Genomic DNA, 19394 nt, shown 5'->3' with positions numbered 1-19394 from the left:
GAGTTGAGGAAGTAGAAAGAAATTACAGAAGTTTGTGCATGATATGCGTATTCACGAACCCTTGTGTCGCATGTCGGTAAGCGTTGGGCACTGTGCCCACGATACTAAACCCTAACCGTTGCCAGAGCGCCACGGCTACCTCGTTGGTACTCACCACGGCGTTGAACTGCATGGCCTTAAACCCAAGCGTTTGGGCTAGCTGTTGAGAATGCTCGCACATGGCACGGGCAACACCCTTGCCTCTCGCAGCTGCGGTTACCATATAGCCGCAGTTACAGACGTGATCGCCCGGACCTGCCGCATTGGCTTTCAGGTAGTAGCTGCCCACCAATTCGCCTGACGCATCCTTTACCGCAAACGTGGCTTTGGGGACTTCACACCAGAGTGTGTACGCCGCCTGATAGCTAATGTTGGGATCGATTGCGTAGGTTTGCTGTTCAGCCACAATGGCCTGAAAAGTGGGCCAGAAAAGTGCAAAAGCGTCATCGGTCATTGGGGTGAAGGTAAGTGCGGACATTATGAGTACCTGATCAAGAGCAGTAAAACAAATAACGCGGCCGGCTAGCTTAGCATTTATACAAGACGCCGCAGTTATACAAGGCGCCACAGTGCAGCGGTAGCCACGCCCGCTGTAATAGCTATCAACGGCTTGCGCACTAACAACATAGCCACAAGGGTCGCTAGCAGGGCAAGCCTTGCTCCCCAGTCGCCTTGGGCCGCAAGCGGTACAATGACCGCTACCAGCACTGACCCGGCCATGGCGTTGATAAACTGCTCTACCTTAGGGCCAATAGGAATACGCGACATGATAATTGCGCCGCCAATACGAGTCGTAAAGGTGGTCAATGCCATGATCAGAATCGCCAGAAGAGCGGTAGTGGTGGTTAAGGGCACGCTAGGTCTCCTTTTGCGGGTTTGCCTGGGGGATGAGCATACCGGTTAGCCCACCCGCCAAGGCACCTACGATGACATGCGCATTGGGCGGCAAGTAGTAAAGCGCCAGAAGCGCGGCACCACCCGCTACACACCAGGGGAGTAGCAGGGCAAGCGAGGGCTTGTGTTTACTGCCGACCAGCATGGCGAGTAAAAAACAGCCCATAATCACATCCAACCCAAACCGTTGGGGTTCGCTAATCCCGCTACCAAACACGACTCCCAGGCAGGTGCCCAGCATCCAGGCGGTCCATAGGGCGATGCCTCCACCGAACAGTACGCCTACATTCGTTTCTCCACGCTGATGGTCACCGACGGCCATGGCCCAGTTGGAATCGCTCATTACCCCCAGGCAGGCATAGCGTTGGCCGGGAGGTAGATGGCGTAGCCAGGGGTACAGTGAGGCGCCCATCAATAAATGACGGGCGTTAATCGCAAACGTGGTGGCGACAAGAGCGGTTAACGGAAGGGTGGGCCCCCAGAGCTCCAGGGCGGCAAACTGTGATGCGCCTGCGAATATCAACCCACTCATTAGCAGCGTTTCCAGACTGCTTAAACCGTGCTGAATGGCGGCGACTCCGAAAGCCAGGCCAAACGCCACCACGAACAGCGAAACGGGGGCCATGCGTTTAAAACCCCGTAATGTGCCTTGTGCGTCGAGCTTTGCGCTCATCGCACGGCGTCTGCCACAATTTCATAACTGCGCAGGCGGTCGGCGTGGCTAAAGAAGTCGCTGTTGATCATGAACTCATCCGCCCTTGTGCGCGCCTGAAAATCAGCAAGCCCCGCCTTGACGGTTTCGGGGCCGCCAATAATGGCCGCGCCCAGGAACTGGTTTACCTGTGACTGTTCCATGGGGGACCAGTCCAGCTGCTCCACGGGAGGAAGCGAACGAGTAGGTTTGCCACGTATAAGGTTAAGAAATTTCTGCTGGGCCGAGGTAGCAAGGTAGTGAGCCATGGCATCGCTTTCTGCAGCCATAACCGGCAGTCCGACCATGGCATAGGGCTTATCCAGATGCTCGGAAGGGCGAAAGTTGTCGCGATAAAGGCGCAGCGCCTCAAACAGATAACCGGGAGCAAATTGCGCGGCAAAAGCAAACGGCAGGCCTAATTTGGCCGCCAGTTGTGCGCTGTAGCCGCTCGAACCCAAAAGCCAGATAGGCACGTTAGTTCCCTGACCAGGCACCGCTTTCACCTGCTGACCGGGCTCTTCATCACCCAGGTAACGACGTAGCTCGTTTAGCTGTTCGGGAAAGTCGTCGACACCTGCGTGCATGCTGCGGCGCATTGCGCGCATGGTTGCACCATCAGAACCAGGGGCGCGTCCCAGCCCAAGGTCGATGCGCCCAGGGTAAAGGGTTTCCAGTGTGCCAAACTGTTCGGCAATCACCAGCGGCGGGTGGTTAGGCAGCATAATGCCACCACTGCCCACTCGGATGGTGGATGTCTGGCCCGCTACATGACCAATTAATACCGAGGTTGCCGCGCTGGCGATCCCGGCAATATTGTGGTGCTCGGCAAGCCAGTAACGGGTATACCCTAACTGCTCGGCCCGCTGTGCCAGAGAAACGCTATCGCGAAACGTTTCACCGGCACTGCCACCCTGGCGTATAGGGGCTAGATCGAGTACGGAAAGCGCCGTCGAGGAAAGTTGGCTCATAATTCACCTACTATTGAAAACGTGGGGCGTGTTTGAAAGATCAGGACGCGTACGCAGTGGGAAAGCACGCGGCTTAAATCATTAGCACGCTTGGTAGTAGTGTGTTATGCGGGCTAAGAAGGCGAAATACAAGGCGCAGCCCACGCAGGGCTGCATAACATATTTGCTCGGTTACTCAGTCGGTGGGGTAGGGCGAATCAGAATCTCATTTACATCGACATGAACCGGTTGAGAAAGTGCATAGATAGCCGCGTTTGCGATATCGCGATCTTCCAGGGCATTTTCAGGCGATTCATCAAAAAAGGGCGTATCGACCATGCCAGGCTCGATCAGGGTAACCCGCATCCCGCTACCCCGCAGCTCTTCACGAAGGTTATATCCTATGCCGGTAACTGCCCACTTGGTAGCACTGTACATGGAACCGGGAATGGTGGTGCGACCAGCAGCAGAACCTGTTAACAGCACGTGGCCTTTATGGCGTTTAAGGGTTGGCAAGCTCGCCTGAAGCGTAAGACCCACGCCATAGACATTGGTTAGAATCATCTCGCGCCACGTCGTATGGTCAGCGCTGCTAAACCCACCCGATGAGCCGCCTTGCCCCGCATTGGCAAATACCGCATCCAGGCGACCAAAGGTTTCCAGGGCCTGATCAATCATCGCCTGCTGCTGTTCCATGTCGGTAACATCAAGCTCACAGGTCAGTACGTTTTCAGGACCCAGCTCATGGGCGAGTGCTTCCAGCTTGTCGGCTGAGCGGGCAGCCAGTACCAGCTTATAGCCTTCTCGGGCGGCAGCGCGTGCCGTCGCTGCACCAATGCCGCTTGAGGCGCCGGTGATTAGTAACACGCCGTGTTGCATGGTTGGCACTCCTTGCTAAGCCATAGACAGGGACTTTTAGAATGGCTAATACATGAGCATCTTGCAAACCGTGGATAGGTGATTGATGAGTGATCTAATGTGAGCGTGTCTGATCCTTTTTCAGTATGGGGGAAAGATCGAGAATGGCTTGTGCCATGTCCGCCATGCTTCTGCTTTGATCCATCGACGTTTTGCGCAGGAAACGGTAAGCCTCTTCTTCGCTCATGGACTGGTGCGCCATGATCAATCCTTTGGCGCGTTCGATAAGCTTGCGCTCACGCAGTGTCTTGCGAGTCGTTTCCAGCTCATCGCTCAAACCTTGCAAACGACTGGACTGCGCTTGGGTAAGCTCAATCAGCGACCGGCCAAGCGGGGAATTCAGGGCGTTGGCGGTCAGGTCGCCAAGCGATTGCGCCTGGCCCAAGGCCAACAATTGCTCGCAGGGCGTGCTAGTAGGACAGAGAGGTTGGGTTTTTGCCTGTTCAAGCGCTGCCTGAGCCTGGGCAATCTTGCGGTAGCAAAGCGTCGTAAGCTGAGTATGTAGCGCATCTTCCACGGTTTTAATCGCATCGATACGCAGTGTGGTCAGCTCATACCAGGTTTCGCCCACCGCGTTCGAAGTAGTGTGGTTGGAAACCGGCTGACAGGCAGCCTCGCGCAGCTGTTGGATGCCGGTAAGCGTGCTGGTTGAAACTGCTTGCTGCCAGCCAAGCTCGGCTTCTGGCGTGGCAAACTCGATAAAAGTAGTAAAACAGCGCTGCTGATCGTCAATCAACTGGCTGAGAAGCTGACGATGCCGGTCATCAAAATGACCAAGGGTAAAGCCAAACGCACCGCAGGCACGCTCCTGACCGGCCAGCTCCTTGCCCTGCATAAGATGAAATATGGCCACCAGGGTACGGGTGATATCCGGATCATCGGCCGTGTCGGCCGCTTCAAACACCACGGCGAGCAGGCCGCTGATCAGATGATTGTAAGCCTGGGTGGCCGCATCCGGGGCAATGGCAAACGTATCAATGGCGCGGCGCAGGGCGTTCAGTTCGTCCAATGCGCTCCATACTGCGGCAATTCGGCGCAATAAGCGGGCTGCCGCCTGAGGTCGCGCTTCCTCACCTAGCGCTTCCAAGCGTTTTCGCATCAGCGTTTCGGCTTCCTGGCTATGTATCAAATAGGTTTGCCTACGCGTTTTGAAGCGCTGACCTTGTGAGGCAAGATAAACGGTAGAAGCGCCGCGCTCACGTTGAAGCATATGGATAAAGCGGCTGATATCGCCAACCATTTCCGAGGTCGTGGCCAAATGGGTAAGGGTGTCGATATCGCAACGTATAGCGGTCAAGAGCAACTGCTTGGCAGATGACATGGCGTTTTCCTTTTCCTCGCCGCCTTGACCATTCTACCCCGGCGCGTATGCACGGCCAGGGTAGAAACGGTCTTGGTTAGCGTAATGCCTGGTGGTGGCGTAATAGCGGGTTTAACGTAATGAAAGCGCTCCCGCGTTGGTATCATTACCCATTGCGTTACGGTACGCGTTGGCTTCCTGTGCTTCGGTGGCGTCGCTAAAACGCACGACCAGTACACATGACGCCAATACCAACACGGTTAGCCCTAGATAAAAAAGCCCCTGCTGATAGCTCAAGCTCTCGCTGCGAAACAGAAACGCGGCTGAGACAGCACCCACATTACCGCCCGCGCCCACAATGCCTGCAACGGCGCCCAGAGCTTTCTTGTTGATAAACGGCACCACGCCGAACGTGGCGCCTTCGGCCATCTGCACGAACAGGCTGAACACCAGCATGATGCCGATAGCCAGGCTCAGAACATGCATCTGCGAAAATGCGATCAGTGCGATTCCTTCGCAAATAAGGGCAATAAACAGCCAGCGCACGCGACCCTTCAGGCCGCCCTGCTTGGCGAACAAGTCCGAGAACACGCCGCCCAGTGTGCGGGCGAAAATATTCATCAGCCCGAACAGACCGGCAATCAGTCCGGCGGTGGCCAGACTCAGCTCGAAATGATCAAAAAAGTAGATGGCGGCAATGTTGTTGATCGTAAGCTCAACGCCAAAGCACAGCCCGTAGACGATAAATAGCGCCCAGACACGGATGTCCTTGGCCGCTGCTAGAAAGCTCTGCATGGCGCCATTCTCACCGGTGGCCTCGGGCAGCTCGCCACGGGCACGCAGGTCGCTGAAATTGCCGTCTGGGGCATCCTGGGTGAATAGCCAGTAGCCAATACCGGTCATGAACAGCACCACGCCGGGCACCACCATGGCCAGACGCCAGCCGAGCGCTTCGTTAACGCCGAGCATCAATAGTCCTGAGAAGATGAGTGGCATCAAGATCTGTGTGGTGCCGCCGCCCAAATTACCCCAACCTGCGCTGGTCGCATTGGCCGTGCCCACGATATTGGGCGCAAACATCATGGTAGTGTGGTACTGGGTAATCACAAATGAGGCGCCGATAGCACCAATGGCTAAACGGGCCAGCAGAAAGGTTTCAAAGCTGTCGGCAAAGGCAATGCCCATGACCGGGATCGAGCCAAGCACGAGTAGGCCGGTATAGGTTTTACGCGGGCCCAGGCGATCACACAGAAGGCCGATCAGCAGCCGGACGATCACGGTAATCGCCACCGAGGCAATAATCGTATTGCCGATTTGCGTTTGGGTCAGCGCAAGGTCTTCACGCACTACCGCCATTAGCGGGGCAATGCCGAACCAGCCGAAAAAACAGACGTGAAATGCAAACCACGATAGGTGGAAGGCGCGCATTTGTGGCGTCGAGAAGTTGAGCAACCGAATACGATTGGCTTTGTTACGTATGTCCATGGAATGGCCTCACGGGATAACCAGTTGAGCATCACGTAACGCCGAATCGCTATGTCGCGTCACGTGTTTACGAGAACAAGCCTTCGTCGTTGAAGGTCTGGCTCGACGCACTCGTACCCGCTTGGGCCTGGTCTACGCCTACCACCACAAAGCCTAGTTAAGCAAATAGCCCGCCAATGGCGGTTTTTTAAATAAATTTCATATGGTTAAGTTTTTAGAGTAAGGCGGTGGGAGGCGCAATGCCGCCATGCCCGCGCCATGGGCGGGCACGGCACGGGCAGCATGCATCACATTAGTGCCATTTAATCAGTGTTGTTTATTCGTGTAGATATACCGAGTCCACGTCCAGCGTGGAGTGATGACCAATGGCGGCAAAGTTTTCATCTAGCCAACGCTCGGCGGCGGCTCGCCCATGTTCGAAAAGGTGAGAAAGAAATGCCCACTCTGAATTGAGCTTGCTGGATACCGAAAGCTTCTCCAGCGCCTGTTCACCGCTGATGCGATGAAACAGCGCTTGCTGGTAGCAGTTTTCGATGCCCTGTTCTTCCAGGGCGTGCTGAAGCAGCGCAATCATACGGATCTCTTTGATCAAGGCGGAATTGAAGGTGATCTCGTTTAGCCGGTTCATGATGGCCGCGGCTGTGGTGGGAATTGTTTCGCGGCTGATGGGGTTGATCTGCACCAGGAGGATATCCCGCGAGCTGCACTCTTCCATCAAGGGAAACAGCGCCGGATTGCCCATGTAGCCGCCGTCCCAGTAGGCTTCGCCGTCAATTTCAACCGCTTGAAAGACCTGTGGTAGACAGGCGGAAGCCATGACTGCATCCAAGCTCATCTCTTGACGACGAAAAACCCGCTGCTTGCCTGAGCGCACGTTGGTGGCGGTCACGAACAGCTTCAACTGCTCGCAGCGGCGCACGCGCTCGAAGTCGATATGCTCGGCGACGATTTTACGCAGCGGATTGATATTCATTGGATTGAATTGGTAGGGCGATACCAGGCGGGTCATGATATCCATAGCCATGTAGCCTGGCGAGCGATCAAGACTCCAGTTGCCGGTCCAGACATCCATGGGCGAGCGTCTTATGGGACTTGCCATACCGGCACGGCTGACGGCTTGCCAAAATTCCTTCAAGGCCTGCCGGGCGAGTGTTTTGTCGCCTCGGGTAAGAGCATCCGCCATCACCACGCCGTTCATGGCACCGGCACTGGTACCGCTGATACCTTCTATCTCGATACGATCATCTTCCAGCAGGCGGTCAATTACGCCCCAGGAATAAGCACCGTGCGCGCCACCGCCTTGTAAAGCGAGATCCAGCTTCTTTACTTGCGTCATAAGGCCTCATGCGTTAGTGAGCTTAATGCTCCTTAGCATGGCATAAGAACGCCGGTGCGCCAGAAGAACCTGCCTAGGCCTTATCTGAAAAGTGCTTTCGCTCGCCGACTTTTCAGGCAGAACCTAGCGCTGCGCCAAATGAGTGGAATGGGATTGCGTGCAGCGTAAGAAGCTTGAAGTAGCAAGCCACTCCTGGTCGGGGTAATAGGCAAACACATACTGATCCTCGCGTAAGCTATCAATCAGCGGGTAAGTAATATCCTGACGAACCGCCGGGCAGCCGTGGCTGCGACCCAGGCGTCCGGTTTGGGCAATAAAGTCGTCGCTTACATAGTCAGCCCCGTGAATCACAATCGCACGCTCATAGGCCAGATCGTTGACCTCGGGTTCAAGCCCGTTGAGCCGTAATGAATAGCCGTTGCGGCCATAGTAGCTGTTCATGGTGCGAAATAGCCCAAGACTTGATTGGTAGCTCTCGGGGGTATTGGAAAAGGCCTCGGCGTAAGCATCGCCAGACCCTTGGCCGTGAGACACCAACTCTTCAAACAGCAGTTTATGCTCATGCAAATCAAACACCCACAGCCGGGGCTCGGTTGACGGTAGCGAGTAGTCGATGACGGCCAGCCGCTCGGCGTTCGGGTCAGCGCAGCTAAGCGCCTGTGCTGCAAGGCGCAGAGCTTCAGGGGGGGCGCTAGGGGCTAATTGAAGAAGTTGATGCTGAAGCGGTAAAACGCCGGGAGGCGGCGCGGCGACAACGCTTGAAAAAAAACTGCTCGCTTGAAGGGGAAGGCTAAGTAACGCTAACGGCACACAGCACAACACGGAAAAAGGGTGCAAACGGCTTACCATACAGAGCAATCCTGCCGATGATATTGACGACGAAAATAAGTAAACGGCTATGATAAAAGTAAGCATGCCGCAAATGGGAACTTATAGTAACGCAAGGAGAGGGCGATGAACGAGATGCAGTCACTAAGACAATGGGCGATAGGGGCCGCTCTAGGTCTGACACTGTCCCAAATTCCCTTCGGTGCAACATCGGCGTACGCGGCTAATGAGCCGCTTCAACAAGCACTTACTCAGCAGGGCCTGGTTGGCAGTCAGGGGCTGTTGCCGGTGGAAGAATTTTACCAATTGCGTAACGAAAAACTGGCCTGGCAGAGTGAATCGGCAGTTCAGGCACTGGTTGCTGCGCTCAATACGCTCGAAAACGATGGTTTAAACCCTGCAGATTACCGTGCTGACAGGTTGATGGGGGCCTTTCAGAGTAGCCAGAATGCCGGGGAGTCTACTCAGGCAGCCTTTGATATTCAGGCAACCCGCGCGTTGCTGCTGGCGCTTGACCATCTGGAGCGTGGCAAGGTCAACCCACGAGACGTAGAACCCAACTGGGATGTTGCGCGTCCTGAGCGGCGCTACTCGCTCTTGAGAGTCGCTCATGCGGTTGATGACCAAGACCTTGAGCGTGCTTTTACTCTGGCGCGGCCAGCCTCCAGCGAGTATGAGCAACTGCGTGAGGCGTTAAGCCAGTATCGCCATATCGCCACGTTGGGCAGCGCGCCTTATCTTGGCTCACGCGAGGAGTCGCTGCGCCCGGGGGATGTTGACGATGACGTAACTACACTGCGCCAGCGCCTGACACTGTGGGGTGAAACTGGTCTGCTCTCGGCGGATAGTAGCGCCTATCCAATGATCGGCGTACAGGTAGCAAGGGGTGATAAGCGTGTCTTTGACGCCGAGCTTGAAGCGGCGGTAAAGCGTTTTCAACGGCGCCACCAGCTTAAGGAGGACGGTGTCGTCGGTGAGCAGACGCGTTTGGCGCTTAATGCGCCCGCCGCCTCCCGGGTCGATCAGTTACGGGTTAATCTGGAGCGTGCCCGCTGGATCGGCCCCATGCAAGCCAGTGAGCCACGGGTCTGGGTCGATATCGCTGGCTTCCAGTTGCACTATATCCGCCCGAGTGGCCAGCAATGGAATGCCCGGGTGGTGGTAGGATCGCCGCACCGCGAAACGCCCATCATTCACTCGTCTATCAGTCATCTGACGATTAATCCCAGTTGGACTATTCCGCCTACTATCATGCGTGAGGATGTGCTGCCTCGGGTACGCCAGAACACCGATTACCTGAGCCAAAACAACATGCAGGTCATCAATATGGCCGGTGCACAGCTAGACCCTGCCGAGGTGGATTGGCAGCGCCCCGGAGGTGTCATGCTGCGCCAGGTAGCAGGTAGCAGCAATCCGCTGGGAAGAGTAGTGGTGCGCTTTCCCAACAATGACATGATTTACCTGCACGATACGCCAGCCCAAGGGCTTTTTCAGCGCGACCAGCGGGCCTTGAGTTCCGGCTGTGTACGTGTGGAGGGAGTGCGAGAGTTTGCCCAGATGCTGCTGCAAGATAGTGGCAGCCGCTATCAGCTAAGCTCGCTGTTAAATAGCGGTGGCAGCGACCGCAATGTCAACCTGCCCCAGCGTATCCCGGTGGCACTGCACTATTTAACGGCCTGGCCAAATGCCGAGGGCGAAGTCGAGTTTCGTTCGGATATCTACCGCCGCGACGCTTCATTGCTCGCCGCTCTGCAACGCTCGGTGTAGCATCATGCCAACAAGCTGCAGTTTGAAAATTGTCGTCCTTTAAACAGTAACGCCGCCCAATGGGCGGCGTTACTGTTTGGGGAGGCGTTGGGCCAGCTATTCGGCATCGCTCTCCGGCTGATAGCCTGCAACGCTGATGGTACCTGTCTCGCCGCTATCCAGCGCGGCCAGCATAGGCTCGGCCTGACGCTGGAAAGCAATCAGCGTATCGCCGCTTAGCCCCATGTTTTCCGGCAGATCGACCGTCATGGCGTTCACCGGCGAGTTATTAACGATGACTTCATAATGCAGGTGAGGGCCGGTACTGCGCCCGGTATTGCCCGACAGCGCAATACGCTCGCCCATGGTGACCCGATCGCCCTGGCTGACCAGAGGCTGAGAAAGGTGCAGGTAGCGTGTACGGTAACCGTTATCGTGGCGTACCACGATGTAGCGTCCGGCGGCAGGGTGGTTGGCTACCCGCTCGACGCGGCCGTTAGCCGGGGCAACCACTGCGGTGCCGATCGGCATGGCAAAGTCGGTACCATTATGTGGGCTGACGCGGCCGGTAACCGGGTGCTTGCGACGAGGGTTGAAGTTCGAACTCAAGCGGTAGCTACCCTCAAACGGGTAACGCGCAAAGGAAGGATCGAGGCTGTTGCCGTCAGGTGTATAGAAGTTATCATCTGTAGCGTTACGCACTACGGTAAGATCCATGCGCTCGCCGTTGTACTTGACCGCCAGCACGCGCGAATCGAGCGTTTCACCTTCGATCATGTCGGACTCGACCAGCACCTGGAATTGATCACCCCGGCGGCTATCACGTCGAAAATCCAGTTTCTTCTCGAGCAGTTTGGTCAGCTCGGTAACAGAGCTGCTGCTTAAACCCGTAGCCTGAGCTGAACGGGCAAAACTACCGCTAACACTACCTGCATAAAGGCGCTGAACCGGTTCGCCCTGTCGCTCGATGGCAGTAACGGCAAACTGGTTGTCTTCGCTTTCGACCAATACCCCATCACGGGTATTTTTCATCATGCGAAGCGCCATCAAACGGCCATTCTCATCCAGCTGGTAGTCAAAGCTATGACCTGCCTGCCAGTTGGTCAGCATCCGCGGTTCTGGCAAATCATCCAGCAGTGCCAATACTTCGCTGTAGCCTAGACCCAGCTCATTTTGCGCCAGCACCGCAAATGTCTCGCCGGATTCAACAAGATGTGTTTCCCATTCCGGTACAAACGGTTCTTCAGCAGCGAGCTCAAGCTCAAGAAATGAAACGTCGTCGAATAGGTCGATTCCGTAGTCTTCATAAGAAGTGGCATCGGCGATTTCGACAGAAGAAGTAGTGTCGACATCGAGCATGCCGCTTGTCAGCGTGCCAACAACAATAGCCATATGAAGTGCGCCATGATCAAGCACAGTACTTGGCGGGGTCGTATCGGCGAGAGAGGCTTCAGCACTGGAAATAACGTCAAGGTCAACAATCTCCTTGGCTGTTAAATCGCTAAGCGGGATATGTTCGCGGGTGGCATCAATCGCGCGGGAGGCACGGTTGATTGCATCAGCGACCGGCGTTCGCTCTTGGTGAAGCGATGGAATGCCGGGAGCTGAGTCACTTGGAAGCGGCACTAACACGCTTTCAAGCGGGGTGTGGGGTTGATTCAGATCTTGATAAGTTGTAATTAATTTTTGTGCGCCCAACACAGTGACCATTGTGGCCACGGGTAACAGTAACAGTTTATGCGTGCGGGGCAGCGAATGTAGGATTCGCAACATGGGTAAATAGGCCGCCGAGTTCGTGATCAAAAAAGTAATATGGAAGCAAGCTCCGGAACCTTACCCCATGAAGTGGGGAGTGCATAGACTGTATATCCATACAAGCCACATGACCTTGTCAGAAAATCAATAATACTTAGGGTTATGTTTGTTTATGGAAGGTTTTTGCTAACAAAAGTAAACGTTTACGTAAAGAAATGTTACCTGATGTCTCATGTATCTTACTGTTACCAACATTGCTAGCGCCTTCTTTGTTAACCTAACCATAGACAACATTCTCTATGTGTAAAAGCTTTATAGCGATTGGTTAAGTTGCAAGTAAATTCACTAAGAAAAATATATTTCCATTGTCAATTAAAACAGCAGTTTATATAAATTCAAATGTTAATTAAGTCATGATCCGCTGCTATAGAGAGGATAACTTAAGTAAGATATGTTCCTTTCATCCTTAAGCTAAGCCCTTTATCGCTATTATTTTTGTAACAAAAAGTTAACTAGGGCCTTGAGAAGCCATTGTGGGCTCGATTAGAGCATCAAAGCTAAAAAGTGCTACCTCTAAGAGAGGTTAATAGCAGCAGCCAATTATCACTTATTTGACATATAAGTGAAATGTAGTGTGAAAATACAATATTCACGGTGAATTGCTGGCATTCTAGCGGTATTTTTCGAAGATTAGGCGGATGATTTCGCTGTGAAGCGTTGAGGAAATCGAAATGTCTCGGGTAACACTTTCACAATGGCAAATGCTGGCAGCAGTCGTGGATCACGGAGGGTTTGCGCGCGCGGCGGAAGTTGTGCATAAAAGTCCTTCTACCTTGAATCATGCCGTTCATAAGCTGGAAGAGCAGTTGGGTGTACAGGTACTTGAGCCCATTGGTCGTCAGGTACGCCTGACCGAGGCTGGCGAATTGCTGCTTCGCCGCGCGCGCCAGCTGATCGAGAGTGCGGCGTCGCTGGAGGACGTTGCTTCACGTCTGGCAGCGGGCCTTGAGGCTGAGATAGTGCTGGCGATTGATCAGGTGTTTCCAGCGTCAGCGCAGGCCAAGGCACTTGAGCGCTTTTCAGAAACCTACCCACAGGTACGTGTGCAGCTGCATGAAAGCGTTCTCAATGGTGGAATAGAAATGCTTTACGATGGCCGCGCTGATTTAGTGATATCAGGCATTGAAGCGCAGGGCTTTTTAGGCGAGCCACTGGTGAGCGTGCGTTTTGTCGCCGTGGCTCATCCTGATCATCCGTTGCATCAGCTGGGGCGGGCACTGGATCTTCGCGATCTGGCGCAGCATCGACAGCTGGTCGTGCGTGACTCGGCGCTGCGTCAATCCACTAACGCCGGCTGGCTTAAAGCCGAACAGCGCTGGACCGTCGGCCACTTGAATACCTCACTGGACATGCTGAAGCGAGGCCTCGGGTTTGCCTGGATGCCGGAGACGCGTATAGCCGACGAGATCCGGGCAGGGCAGCTGAAGCCGCTTCCGCTCGCTGCTGGCGGCATTCGTGAGGTGCCCGTGCAGATGATCTTTCGTGACCGCGACCGCGCCGGTCCCGCCGCTCATGCCATGGCTGCGGCATTAAAGCAGGCTGTGAGTGAGCAGTGCCCGGAACAGTTCGATTCCCTCGAATGAAACGCGGTAAAACATCCGCTTGAGCATCCACCCTATCAGGTTATGCTGAAACGAGTTAGGCAAACGCCTGATATTAATTACGCTTTCAGGAGATGACCTATGGGCCTGCTCGTTAATGGCGAATGGCACGATCAGTGGTACGACACCAAAAAAAGCGGCGGCGAATTTGTCCGTGAATCCGCTCAGTTGCGCGACTGGGTGGGCGACAAGCCAGAAACCGATGGCAATGCTTATCCGGCGGAAAAAAACCGTTATCACCTCTACGTCTCGCTTGCCTGCCCTTGGGCGCACCGAGTACTAATTATGCGCAAGCTTAAAGGGCTCGAATCCTTTATAGAGGTGTCGCATACAAGCCCTTTGATGCTAGATAAAGGCTGGACGTACCATCGCGATGAAGGGTCGAGCGGAGATACGCTTAACGGCGTGGACTATCACTATCAGCTCTACACCATGACGGACCCTACCTATACAGGCCGTGTGACCGTACCGGTGCTGTGGGACAGAAAGCGCAGTGCGATCGTCAATAATGAGTCGGCTGATTTAATGCGTATTTTCAATCGCGCCTTTGACGAGCTGACGGGCAACGCGCTGGACCTTTACCCGGAGGATCTGCGCGATGTCATCGATGAAGTCAACGCTGATATTTATGATCATATTAACAATGGCGTATACAAGACGGGTTTTGCCACCGAGCAGAGTGTTTATGAAAAGCACGTAAAAGCACTGTTTGAAGCGCTTGAGCGCGTCGAAAAACGTCTGGCTACCCAGCGCTATCTGGCGGGAGAGTGGTTGACGGAGGCAGATATTCGCCTGTTTACTACGTTAATTCGGTTTGACGCCGTTTATTATGGCCACTTCAAATGCAACTTCAAGCGCATTGAAGATTTCCCCAATCTGGCCAACTACGTGCGTGAGATTTACCAGTGGCCGGGCATTGCTGAAACGGTCGATATGGATCATATCAAGCGCCACTACTATTACAGCCATGACAACATCAACCCGACACGTATCGTGCCCGCTGGGCCGCTGCTTGATTTCGAGCGCCCCCATGATCGGGAACGCTTGCCGGGGCAGGGCATTCGTTCAGCGTAAGGACAACGGTAGTGCTGAAGCAATAAATAAAGGGGGCCGCTTGATAAGGCGGCCCCCTTTATTTTAACGGTTAACCAAGCACAGTATAAAAGCGCTTACTCGTCGTTGGCGACAGCATTGCGCGTTCTCTGCCAGGCACTTTCAGCACCATCGCGTGTGGTTTCCCAAGCGCTACGCGCATTAACTTTGGTCTGTTCCCACCAGTCACGATCATAGGTAGGAAATGCTGCAATTTCATCCGAACTGGCGTCCAGGATAATACGATGTTCGATATCACCATCGCTTTCGGTATGGGTTTCAAGTGAGAAGTAGTCGGTGCCCACAACGATCTCACGACCCCCTAAGCCAAGAACAGCGCCACTTTCGATGACCAAGGCGCTGATGCGCATATCTTCATCAAACAAAATATCGTCTACTTCGCCAATCTCATCGCCAGACCCGTTAGCAAAATAGACATCTGCATCAAGAATATCGTCAGCAGAATACATACCCTGTGGCTCTTGCTCTGAAGCCTGCACGCCAAATGCCAGGCTGCCTAGCAGTGCCGTAGTAATCGCGGTAGTTAGCATTGACTTACGCATAGCTTCTCTCCCTGTGGCTAGTAAATAGTAGGGGCGGCTTTTTCAGTACACATTATTAGTGCAGGCCACTCACTACCTATAGCGAAACAGTCATCAAAATGAAAAATCAGGCAGCTTATAGACTGTCTGCCCAATCATCGGCACGTTTTTCAGCCTGTTCACGTTCAAGACCATATTTTTGCTGTAGTTTACCAACCAGCTGGTCTTTCTTGCCGCCGATCTGGTCAAGCTCATCATCCGTAAACTCGCCCCAGCTGGCACGTGCCTTGCCTTTTACTTCAGTCCATTTACCTTCAATTTGGTCCCAGTTCATATATCGCTCCTTGAATTACTGAACAGGCAAAGGCATCTATTAAGTTAGACCATATCAACACAGCTGCAAACCGAGACGTTTAATATTGGTAAAGTAAAAAGACTGGTCATTCATGAAATGCAGTGTTAGGATGCGCGCTCCTCGCATGTGTTGACCCCTCCATCACGACGATAAGCATTTACCTGTGTAGCTGTATATTCATACGCAGGAAAGCTTGCGGGAACATCTAGCCAGTTGCAGATGTTCATTGCTGTGAAGATGGCGCGCCTCCAGCATTTCACCAAACGGGTGAAATCGGCGCAGAAGGTCGCCACAGCGGTTGGCCCTTGATAATAGTTTGCCAACCGGATGCTAGGTGCGACCGGCGTCTCCGACTCCACTGATGACATTATCCGCTTAGCGGAGTCTGTTTATTGATGCGTTTTATGCAGCGATAACAGAGTCAGAGACGCTTACGATGTTTTTTGCCGGTACTGCCGGCCTACCAAGGTGTGATTAATGACCTCGACTTCTGTCGCCTCGCCGAGCTTCGGTGATCTGGCTCTATTGCCTGCTGTTCTGTCTGCTGTTGAAGCACAGGGCTATGTAATCCCTTCACCCATCCAGGCGCAAACTATTCCTGCGCTGCTGGAAGGTCGCGATATGCTGGGCCAGGCACAAACTGGTACCGGTAAAACCGCTGCATTTGCTTTACCGTTATTGTCACGTCTGGATATCCAGCGTCGTGTACCCCAAGTATTAGTAATGGCCCCGACCCGCGAGCTTGCTCAGCAGGTTGCAGCCTCATTTAGTAAGTACGGTCAAAACCTGCAGGGTCTTGAAGTGGCAACCCTGTGTGGTGGTCAAGAGTACCGTGAGCAGTTAGGCGCGCTGAAGCGCGGTGCCCAAGTCATCGTTGGCACCCCTGGCCGTATTATTGATCACCTGGATCGCGGCAGCTTGAAGCTGGATGGTTTGTCAGCGCTTGTGTTAGACGAAGCTGACGAAATGCTGCGCATGGGCTTTATCGACGACGTTAAACGTGTGGTCGCCGATACCCCGAAAGATGCACAGCGTGTGTTCTTCTCGGCAACACTGCCGACTGAAATTGAGCGCATTGTTAACCGTTACCTGGTTAACCCGGTAAAAGTGGCGATCGAGTCGCGCACTACTACTGGCGAAAACATTGAGCAACGCATCGTGCGTGTTGATGGCGGTGCCAAGCTTGAAGCACTGGCGCGTATTCTTGAAGTCGAGCCGGTCGATGCCGCTATCGTCTTCGTGCGTACCCGTGCTGCTTGTACCACGCTGGTTGAGCAGTTGACTGCTCGCGGCGTAAATGCAGCTGGCCTGTCCGGTGATCTGGATCAAAGCCTGCGTGAGCGTACGATTACTCGCTTGAAGCGTAGCAAGATCGACGTGCTGATTGCGACTGACGTTGCTGCTCGTGGTCTTGACGTGCCGCGTATTACGCACGTTATCAACTACGACCTGCCACAAGATGCAGAAGCCTATACGCACCGTATCGGTCGTACCGGTCGTGCTGGGCGTAGCGGTATTGCGATTACGTTTGCCGGTTTCCGTGAAGGCCGTAAAGTGGGCTGGATGGAGCAGGCAACCGGTCAGAAAATGACCGAAATGCCGCTTCCTGACGAAGCCGCCATTCGCGCCCACCGTGACGAAGTCTTCCACCACCGTGTGGTAGCTGCGTTGACCAAAGGCGCTGAAGAGCAGCGTGCGCTGGTCGAGCGTCTGGTTGAAGAAGGTCATGACCCTATTGAGCTGGCCTGCGCGTTTGCCGCTATGGCGCGTGCTGATGAGGCACCGATTGGTCGCCTGCAGGCACCGCGTAAAGAGCGTGCACCGCGTGAAGGCAGCAGCAGCGCCAAGCCGGGTGCTCGTCGTGAGCGTGGCGCCGAACGTGGTGGTGAGCGTGCTCGCACACCCAGCGAAGGCATGACCCGCTACCGCGTATCCGTTGGCCATAAAGATGGCGTCAAGCCAGGCCAGCTGGTTGGCGCACTGGCCAATGAAGGCGGTATTGAAGGTGCACGTATCGGTCGTATCGATATTCGTAACGCCTTCTCTGTTGTTGAGCTGCCCAGCGGGCTGCCTGCCACGATTCTGACCAAGATGGCACGTGCCCGCGTTGCTGGCCGTCCGTTGGAAATCAGTGAAGATAGTGCGCCTGAGCGTGCTCCGCGCCGCCGCCGTGACGATGGCGATGCGCCGATCCGTCGTCGCGAAGCGTAAGCGTATAAGCGCTCGCTAGCGGTATCTGCCGCACCCCAAAATGCCCCCGCCCGGAAACGGTGCGGGGGCATTTTTTTGCTACGCTAAAGACGTCCCGACAAACACGACAGGGAGTCGACGATGAAAACAGCGCTACATGAATGGAATCTGGCCCCCAAAGAGGCCATTGCCTTGCAAAAAGAGCTTGCCCAGCAGTTGGAGTTAACTGACCGTATTGATCCGGTTACCCATATTGCTGGCATGGATATTGGCTTTGAGGATAACGGCGATACAACGCGGGCTGCCGTGGTGTTACTGCGCTGGGACCCGGCCACAGCGCCAGATCTCACCGTGGTCGAGCAGATTGTTCACCGCGAGCCCACACGCATGCCGTATATTCCAGGGTTGCTCTCGTTTCGTGAAATTCCGGCCGCGCTAGGCGCGTTTGAGAAGCTCAGCGTCATGCCCGAGCTGATCATGGTGGATGGGCAGGGGATTGCCCATCCACGAAGGCTGGGTATCGCGGCGCATCTGGGGCTGTGGCTCGACTTGCCCACGATTGGGGTTGCCAAGTCTCGTCTATACGGAAAGCATGACGAGGTAGGCGAGGAGCGAGGCGACTGGGTGCCGCTGCGCGCAGGCCGCGACACCATCGGTGCAGTGTTGCGTTCACGTAATAAGGTGAAGCCGCTGTTTGTATCTCCTGGCCACCGCATTAGCCTGGAAACCTCTCTTGAATGGGTGATGCGCTGCTTAGGGCGCACCAAACTGCCTGAGCCAACCCGTCTGGCGGACCGGCTCGCTTCTCGCCGAGATCAGCGCAAGCAGGCCGCTATACAAGCGTCAGAAAACGCGTCAGTAGACTAGCCGCTTCAGGCGCCTCCATCACGTTGGCAGATAGACTGCCGGGGTCTTCACCTTGGTCGCGCAGTGCAGCACGCTGGCGCTCTATATAAGCGCGCATGACGGCCGGGGTAAATTCGGGATGAAATTGCACACTCCACTGGCGTGAGCCGTAGCGTAGCGACTGATGAGCATCATGACGATTATGGGCCAGCACAGTTGCACCAGCGGGCGCCTGCAAAACGGTCTGTGCATGGGAAAGATGGGCATCAAAGCGTGGCGGTAATTGACCAAACAGCAGGTCTTGCTGGCCTTCTTGCGTTAGTTCCACGCCGTGGGTGCCTGACTCGCGGCCAGCCGGGTGATAGCCGCTGACGCCGCCAAAGGCCGCCGCCATTAGCTGATGCCCATAGCAGACGCCTAGCATGGGAATATCACTTTCCAACGCTTCTTGTAGCCAAGGCTTAAGCGCTTCGCTCCAGGGTTCGGCGTCGCTTACCATGCTATGGGAGCCGGTAATCACAATGCCTGCTAATGTATCCAAGGCAGGCGCTTTGGCTTGACGCTTGGCATCCCATACCTGCAGGTGTAAATGTGCTGACAATGTGGTGCTTAACTGATTTAAAAATAGCGTTTCAAAATCGCCGTGCTGGTCGACCACTTCTGGATAAGCGTCACCGGTTTTAACGATCAGTACACAGGCCATATCACTCCCTCGGTGAAATGCAGCGCAAACGTTGAACCTGCACTTCGCAATGAGTCGGCAAAG

At 54.7% G+C, this 19394-nt stretch carries 18 protein-coding genes; 5 read left to right on the top strand and 13 right to left on the bottom strand.

Annotated features, from left to right (window positions below):
• Positions 1–22: 22 nt before the first annotated feature.
• From ELY25_RS06280 to ELY25_RS06240, 9 genes are all read right to left on the bottom strand, one after another.
• On the bottom strand, positions 23–517 hold the full coding sequence (locus ELY25_RS06280; protein ID WP_126950427.1) for a GNAT family N-acetyltransferase: 495 nt from the start codon (positions 515–517) through the stop codon (positions 23–25).
• Between the two features lie 74 nt (positions 518–591).
• The gene (locus tag ELY25_RS06275; RefSeq protein ID WP_126950426.1) at positions 592–894 is read right to left on the bottom strand and encodes an AzlD family protein; all 303 of its coding nucleotides are present in this window, start codon (positions 892–894) and stop codon (positions 592–594) included.
• 1 nt (position 895) lies between these two features.
• Complete coding sequence (locus ELY25_RS06270; RefSeq protein ID WP_236995661.1) at positions 896–1558, bottom strand: AzlC family ABC transporter permease; 663 nt, start codon at positions 1556–1558, stop codon at positions 896–898.
• A gap of 44 nt (positions 1559–1602) precedes the next feature.
• Positions 1603–2595, bottom strand: coding sequence for an LLM class flavin-dependent oxidoreductase (locus tag ELY25_RS06265; RefSeq protein ID WP_126950424.1), 993 nt, complete (start codon positions 2593–2595; stop codon positions 1603–1605).
• A 171-nt stretch (positions 2596–2766) separates the two neighbouring features.
• Entirely contained in the window at positions 2767–3453 is a 687-nt protein-coding gene (locus ELY25_RS06260) for an SDR family oxidoreductase (protein ID WP_126950423.1), read from the bottom strand.
• Positions 3454–3547: 94 nt separating this feature from the next.
• Positions 3548–4813, bottom strand: a complete 1266-nt coding sequence (locus ELY25_RS06255; RefSeq protein ID WP_126950422.1) for a nitrate regulatory protein — start codon at positions 4811–4813, stop codon at positions 3548–3550.
• 111 nt (positions 4814–4924) lie between these two features.
• The gene (locus ELY25_RS06250; protein WP_126950421.1) at positions 4925–6277 is read right to left on the bottom strand and encodes an MFS transporter; all 1353 of its coding nucleotides are present in this window, start codon (positions 6275–6277) and stop codon (positions 4925–4927) included.
• Positions 6278–6593: 316 nt separating this feature from the next.
• Positions 6594–7613 carry a patatin-like phospholipase family protein gene (locus ELY25_RS06245; RefSeq protein ID WP_126950420.1) on the bottom strand — a complete coding sequence of 340 codons (1020 nt, stop codon included), beginning with the start codon at positions 7611–7613 and terminating at the stop codon, positions 6594–6596.
• Between the two features lie 123 nt (positions 7614–7736).
• Positions 7737–8462, bottom strand: a complete 726-nt coding sequence (locus ELY25_RS06240) for a murein L,D-transpeptidase catalytic domain family protein (protein WP_126950419.1) — start codon at positions 8460–8462, stop codon at positions 7737–7739.
• A gap of 105 nt (positions 8463–8567) precedes the next feature.
• On the opposite strand from ELY25_RS06240, the gene ELY25_RS06235 reads away from it, so the two are divergent.
• Positions 8568–10208, top strand: a complete 1641-nt coding sequence (locus tag ELY25_RS06235) for a L,D-transpeptidase family protein (protein WP_126950418.1) — start codon at positions 8568–8570, stop codon at positions 10206–10208.
• Between the two features lie 96 nt (positions 10209–10304).
• Here ELY25_RS06235 and ELY25_RS06230 read toward each other — a convergent pair whose 3' ends face one another.
• A complete protein-coding gene (locus tag ELY25_RS06230) occupies positions 10305–11960 on the bottom strand; it encodes a peptidoglycan DD-metalloendopeptidase family protein (RefSeq protein ID WP_126950417.1) in 1656 nt (551 codons plus the stop codon).
• 713 nt (positions 11961–12673) lie between these two features.
• Here ELY25_RS06230 and ELY25_RS06225 point away from each other — a divergent pair.
• On the top strand, positions 12674–13585 hold the full coding sequence (locus tag ELY25_RS06225; RefSeq protein WP_126950416.1) for a LysR family transcriptional regulator: 912 nt from the start codon (positions 12674–12676) through the stop codon (positions 13583–13585).
• Positions 13586–13684: 99 nt separating this feature from the next.
• The gene (locus tag ELY25_RS06220) at positions 13685–14677 is read left to right on the top strand and encodes a glutathione S-transferase family protein (protein WP_126950415.1); all 993 of its coding nucleotides are present in this window, start codon (positions 13685–13687) and stop codon (positions 14675–14677) included.
• 95 nt (positions 14678–14772) lie between these two features.
• On the opposite strand, the gene ELY25_RS06215 is transcribed toward ELY25_RS06220, so the two are convergent.
• Entirely contained in the window at positions 14773–15258 is a 486-nt protein-coding gene (locus tag ELY25_RS06215) for a PRC-barrel domain-containing protein (protein WP_126950414.1), read from the bottom strand.
• 115 nt (positions 15259–15373) lie between these two features.
• Positions 15374–15571, bottom strand: coding sequence for a CsbD family protein (locus tag ELY25_RS06210; protein WP_126950413.1), 198 nt, complete (start codon positions 15569–15571; stop codon positions 15374–15376).
• 498 nt (positions 15572–16069) lie between these two features.
• On the opposite strand from ELY25_RS06210, the gene ELY25_RS06200 reads away from it, so the two are divergent.
• On the top strand, positions 16070–17803 hold the full coding sequence (locus ELY25_RS06200) for a DEAD/DEAH box helicase (RefSeq protein WP_126950412.1): 1734 nt from the start codon (positions 16070–16072) through the stop codon (positions 17801–17803).
• 120 nt (positions 17804–17923) lie between these two features.
• A complete protein-coding gene (gene nfi / locus ELY25_RS06195) occupies positions 17924–18649 on the top strand; it encodes a deoxyribonuclease V (RefSeq protein WP_126950411.1) in 726 nt (241 codons plus the stop codon).
• Here the strand turns inward: nfi and ELY25_RS06190 are convergent.
• Positions 18615–19331, bottom strand: coding sequence for a glutamine amidotransferase (locus ELY25_RS06190; protein WP_126950410.1), 717 nt, complete (start codon positions 19329–19331; stop codon positions 18615–18617). The two genes, nfi and ELY25_RS06190, sit on opposite strands and share 35 nt — an antisense overlap.
• Positions 19332–19394: the final 63 nt, after the last annotated feature.

The sequence above is a fragment of the Vreelandella populi genome (genome assembly GCF_003989825.1).
GTDB lineage: Bacteria > Pseudomonadota > Gammaproteobacteria > Pseudomonadales > Halomonadaceae > Vreelandella > Vreelandella populi.
Note: the sequence above shows the minus strand (reverse complement) of the source record. Positions and strands in the feature narration are given on the sequence as shown.

Bases quoted from the DNA above. Each gene is read 5' to 3' on its own strand.
- ELY25_RS06280 (WP_126950427.1), bottom strand. From the start codon at position 517: ATGTCCGCACTTACCTTCACCCCAATGACCGATGACGCTTTTGCACTT.
- ELY25_RS06270 (WP_236995661.1), bottom strand. From the start codon at position 1,558: ATGGCCCCCGTTTCGCTGTTCGTGGTGGCGTTTGGCCTGGCTTTCGGA.
- ELY25_RS06265 (WP_126950424.1), bottom strand. From the start codon at position 2,595: ATGAGCCAACTTTCCTCGACGGCGCTTTCCGTACTCGATCTAGCCCCT.
- ELY25_RS06260 (WP_126950423.1), bottom strand. From the start codon at position 3,453: ATGCAACACGGCGTGTTACTAATCACCGGCGCCTCAAGCGGCATTGGT.
- ELY25_RS06255 (WP_126950422.1), bottom strand. From the start codon at position 4,813: ATGTCATCTGCCAAGCAGTTGCTCTTGACCGCTATACGTTGCGATATC.
- ELY25_RS06250 (WP_126950421.1), bottom strand. From the start codon at position 6,277: ATGGACATACGTAACAAAGCCAATCGTATTCGGTTGCTCAACTTCTCG.
- ELY25_RS06245 (WP_126950420.1), bottom strand. From the start codon at position 7,613: ATGACGCAAGTAAAGAAGCTGGATCTCGCTTTACAAGGCGGTGGCGCG.
- ELY25_RS06240 (WP_126950419.1), bottom strand. From the start codon at position 8,462: ATGGTAAGCCGTTTGCACCCTTTTTCCGTGTTGTGCTGTGTGCCGTTA.
- ELY25_RS06235 (WP_126950418.1), top strand. From the start codon at position 8,568: ATGAACGAGATGCAGTCACTAAGACAATGGGCGATAGGGGCCGCTCTA.
- ELY25_RS06230 (WP_126950417.1), bottom strand. From the start codon at position 11,960: ATGTTGCGAATCCTACATTCGCTGCCCCGCACGCATAAACTGTTACTG.
- ELY25_RS06225 (WP_126950416.1), top strand. From the start codon at position 12,674: ATGTCTCGGGTAACACTTTCACAATGGCAAATGCTGGCAGCAGTCGTG.
- ELY25_RS06220 (WP_126950415.1), top strand. From the start codon at position 13,685: ATGGGCCTGCTCGTTAATGGCGAATGGCACGATCAGTGGTACGACACC.
- ELY25_RS06215 (WP_126950414.1), bottom strand. From the start codon at position 15,258: ATGCGTAAGTCAATGCTAACTACCGCGATTACTACGGCACTGCTAGGC.
- ELY25_RS06210 (WP_126950413.1), bottom strand. From the start codon at position 15,571: ATGAACTGGGACCAAATTGAAGGTAAATGGACTGAAGTAAAAGGCAAG.
- ELY25_RS06200 (WP_126950412.1), top strand. From the start codon at position 16,070: ATGACCTCGACTTCTGTCGCCTCGCCGAGCTTCGGTGATCTGGCTCTA.
- nfi (WP_126950411.1), top strand. From the start codon at position 17,924: ATGAAAACAGCGCTACATGAATGGAATCTGGCCCCCAAAGAGGCCATT.
- ELY25_RS06190 (WP_126950410.1), bottom strand. From the start codon at position 19,331: ATGGCCTGTGTACTGATCGTTAAAACCGGTGACGCTTATCCAGAAGTG.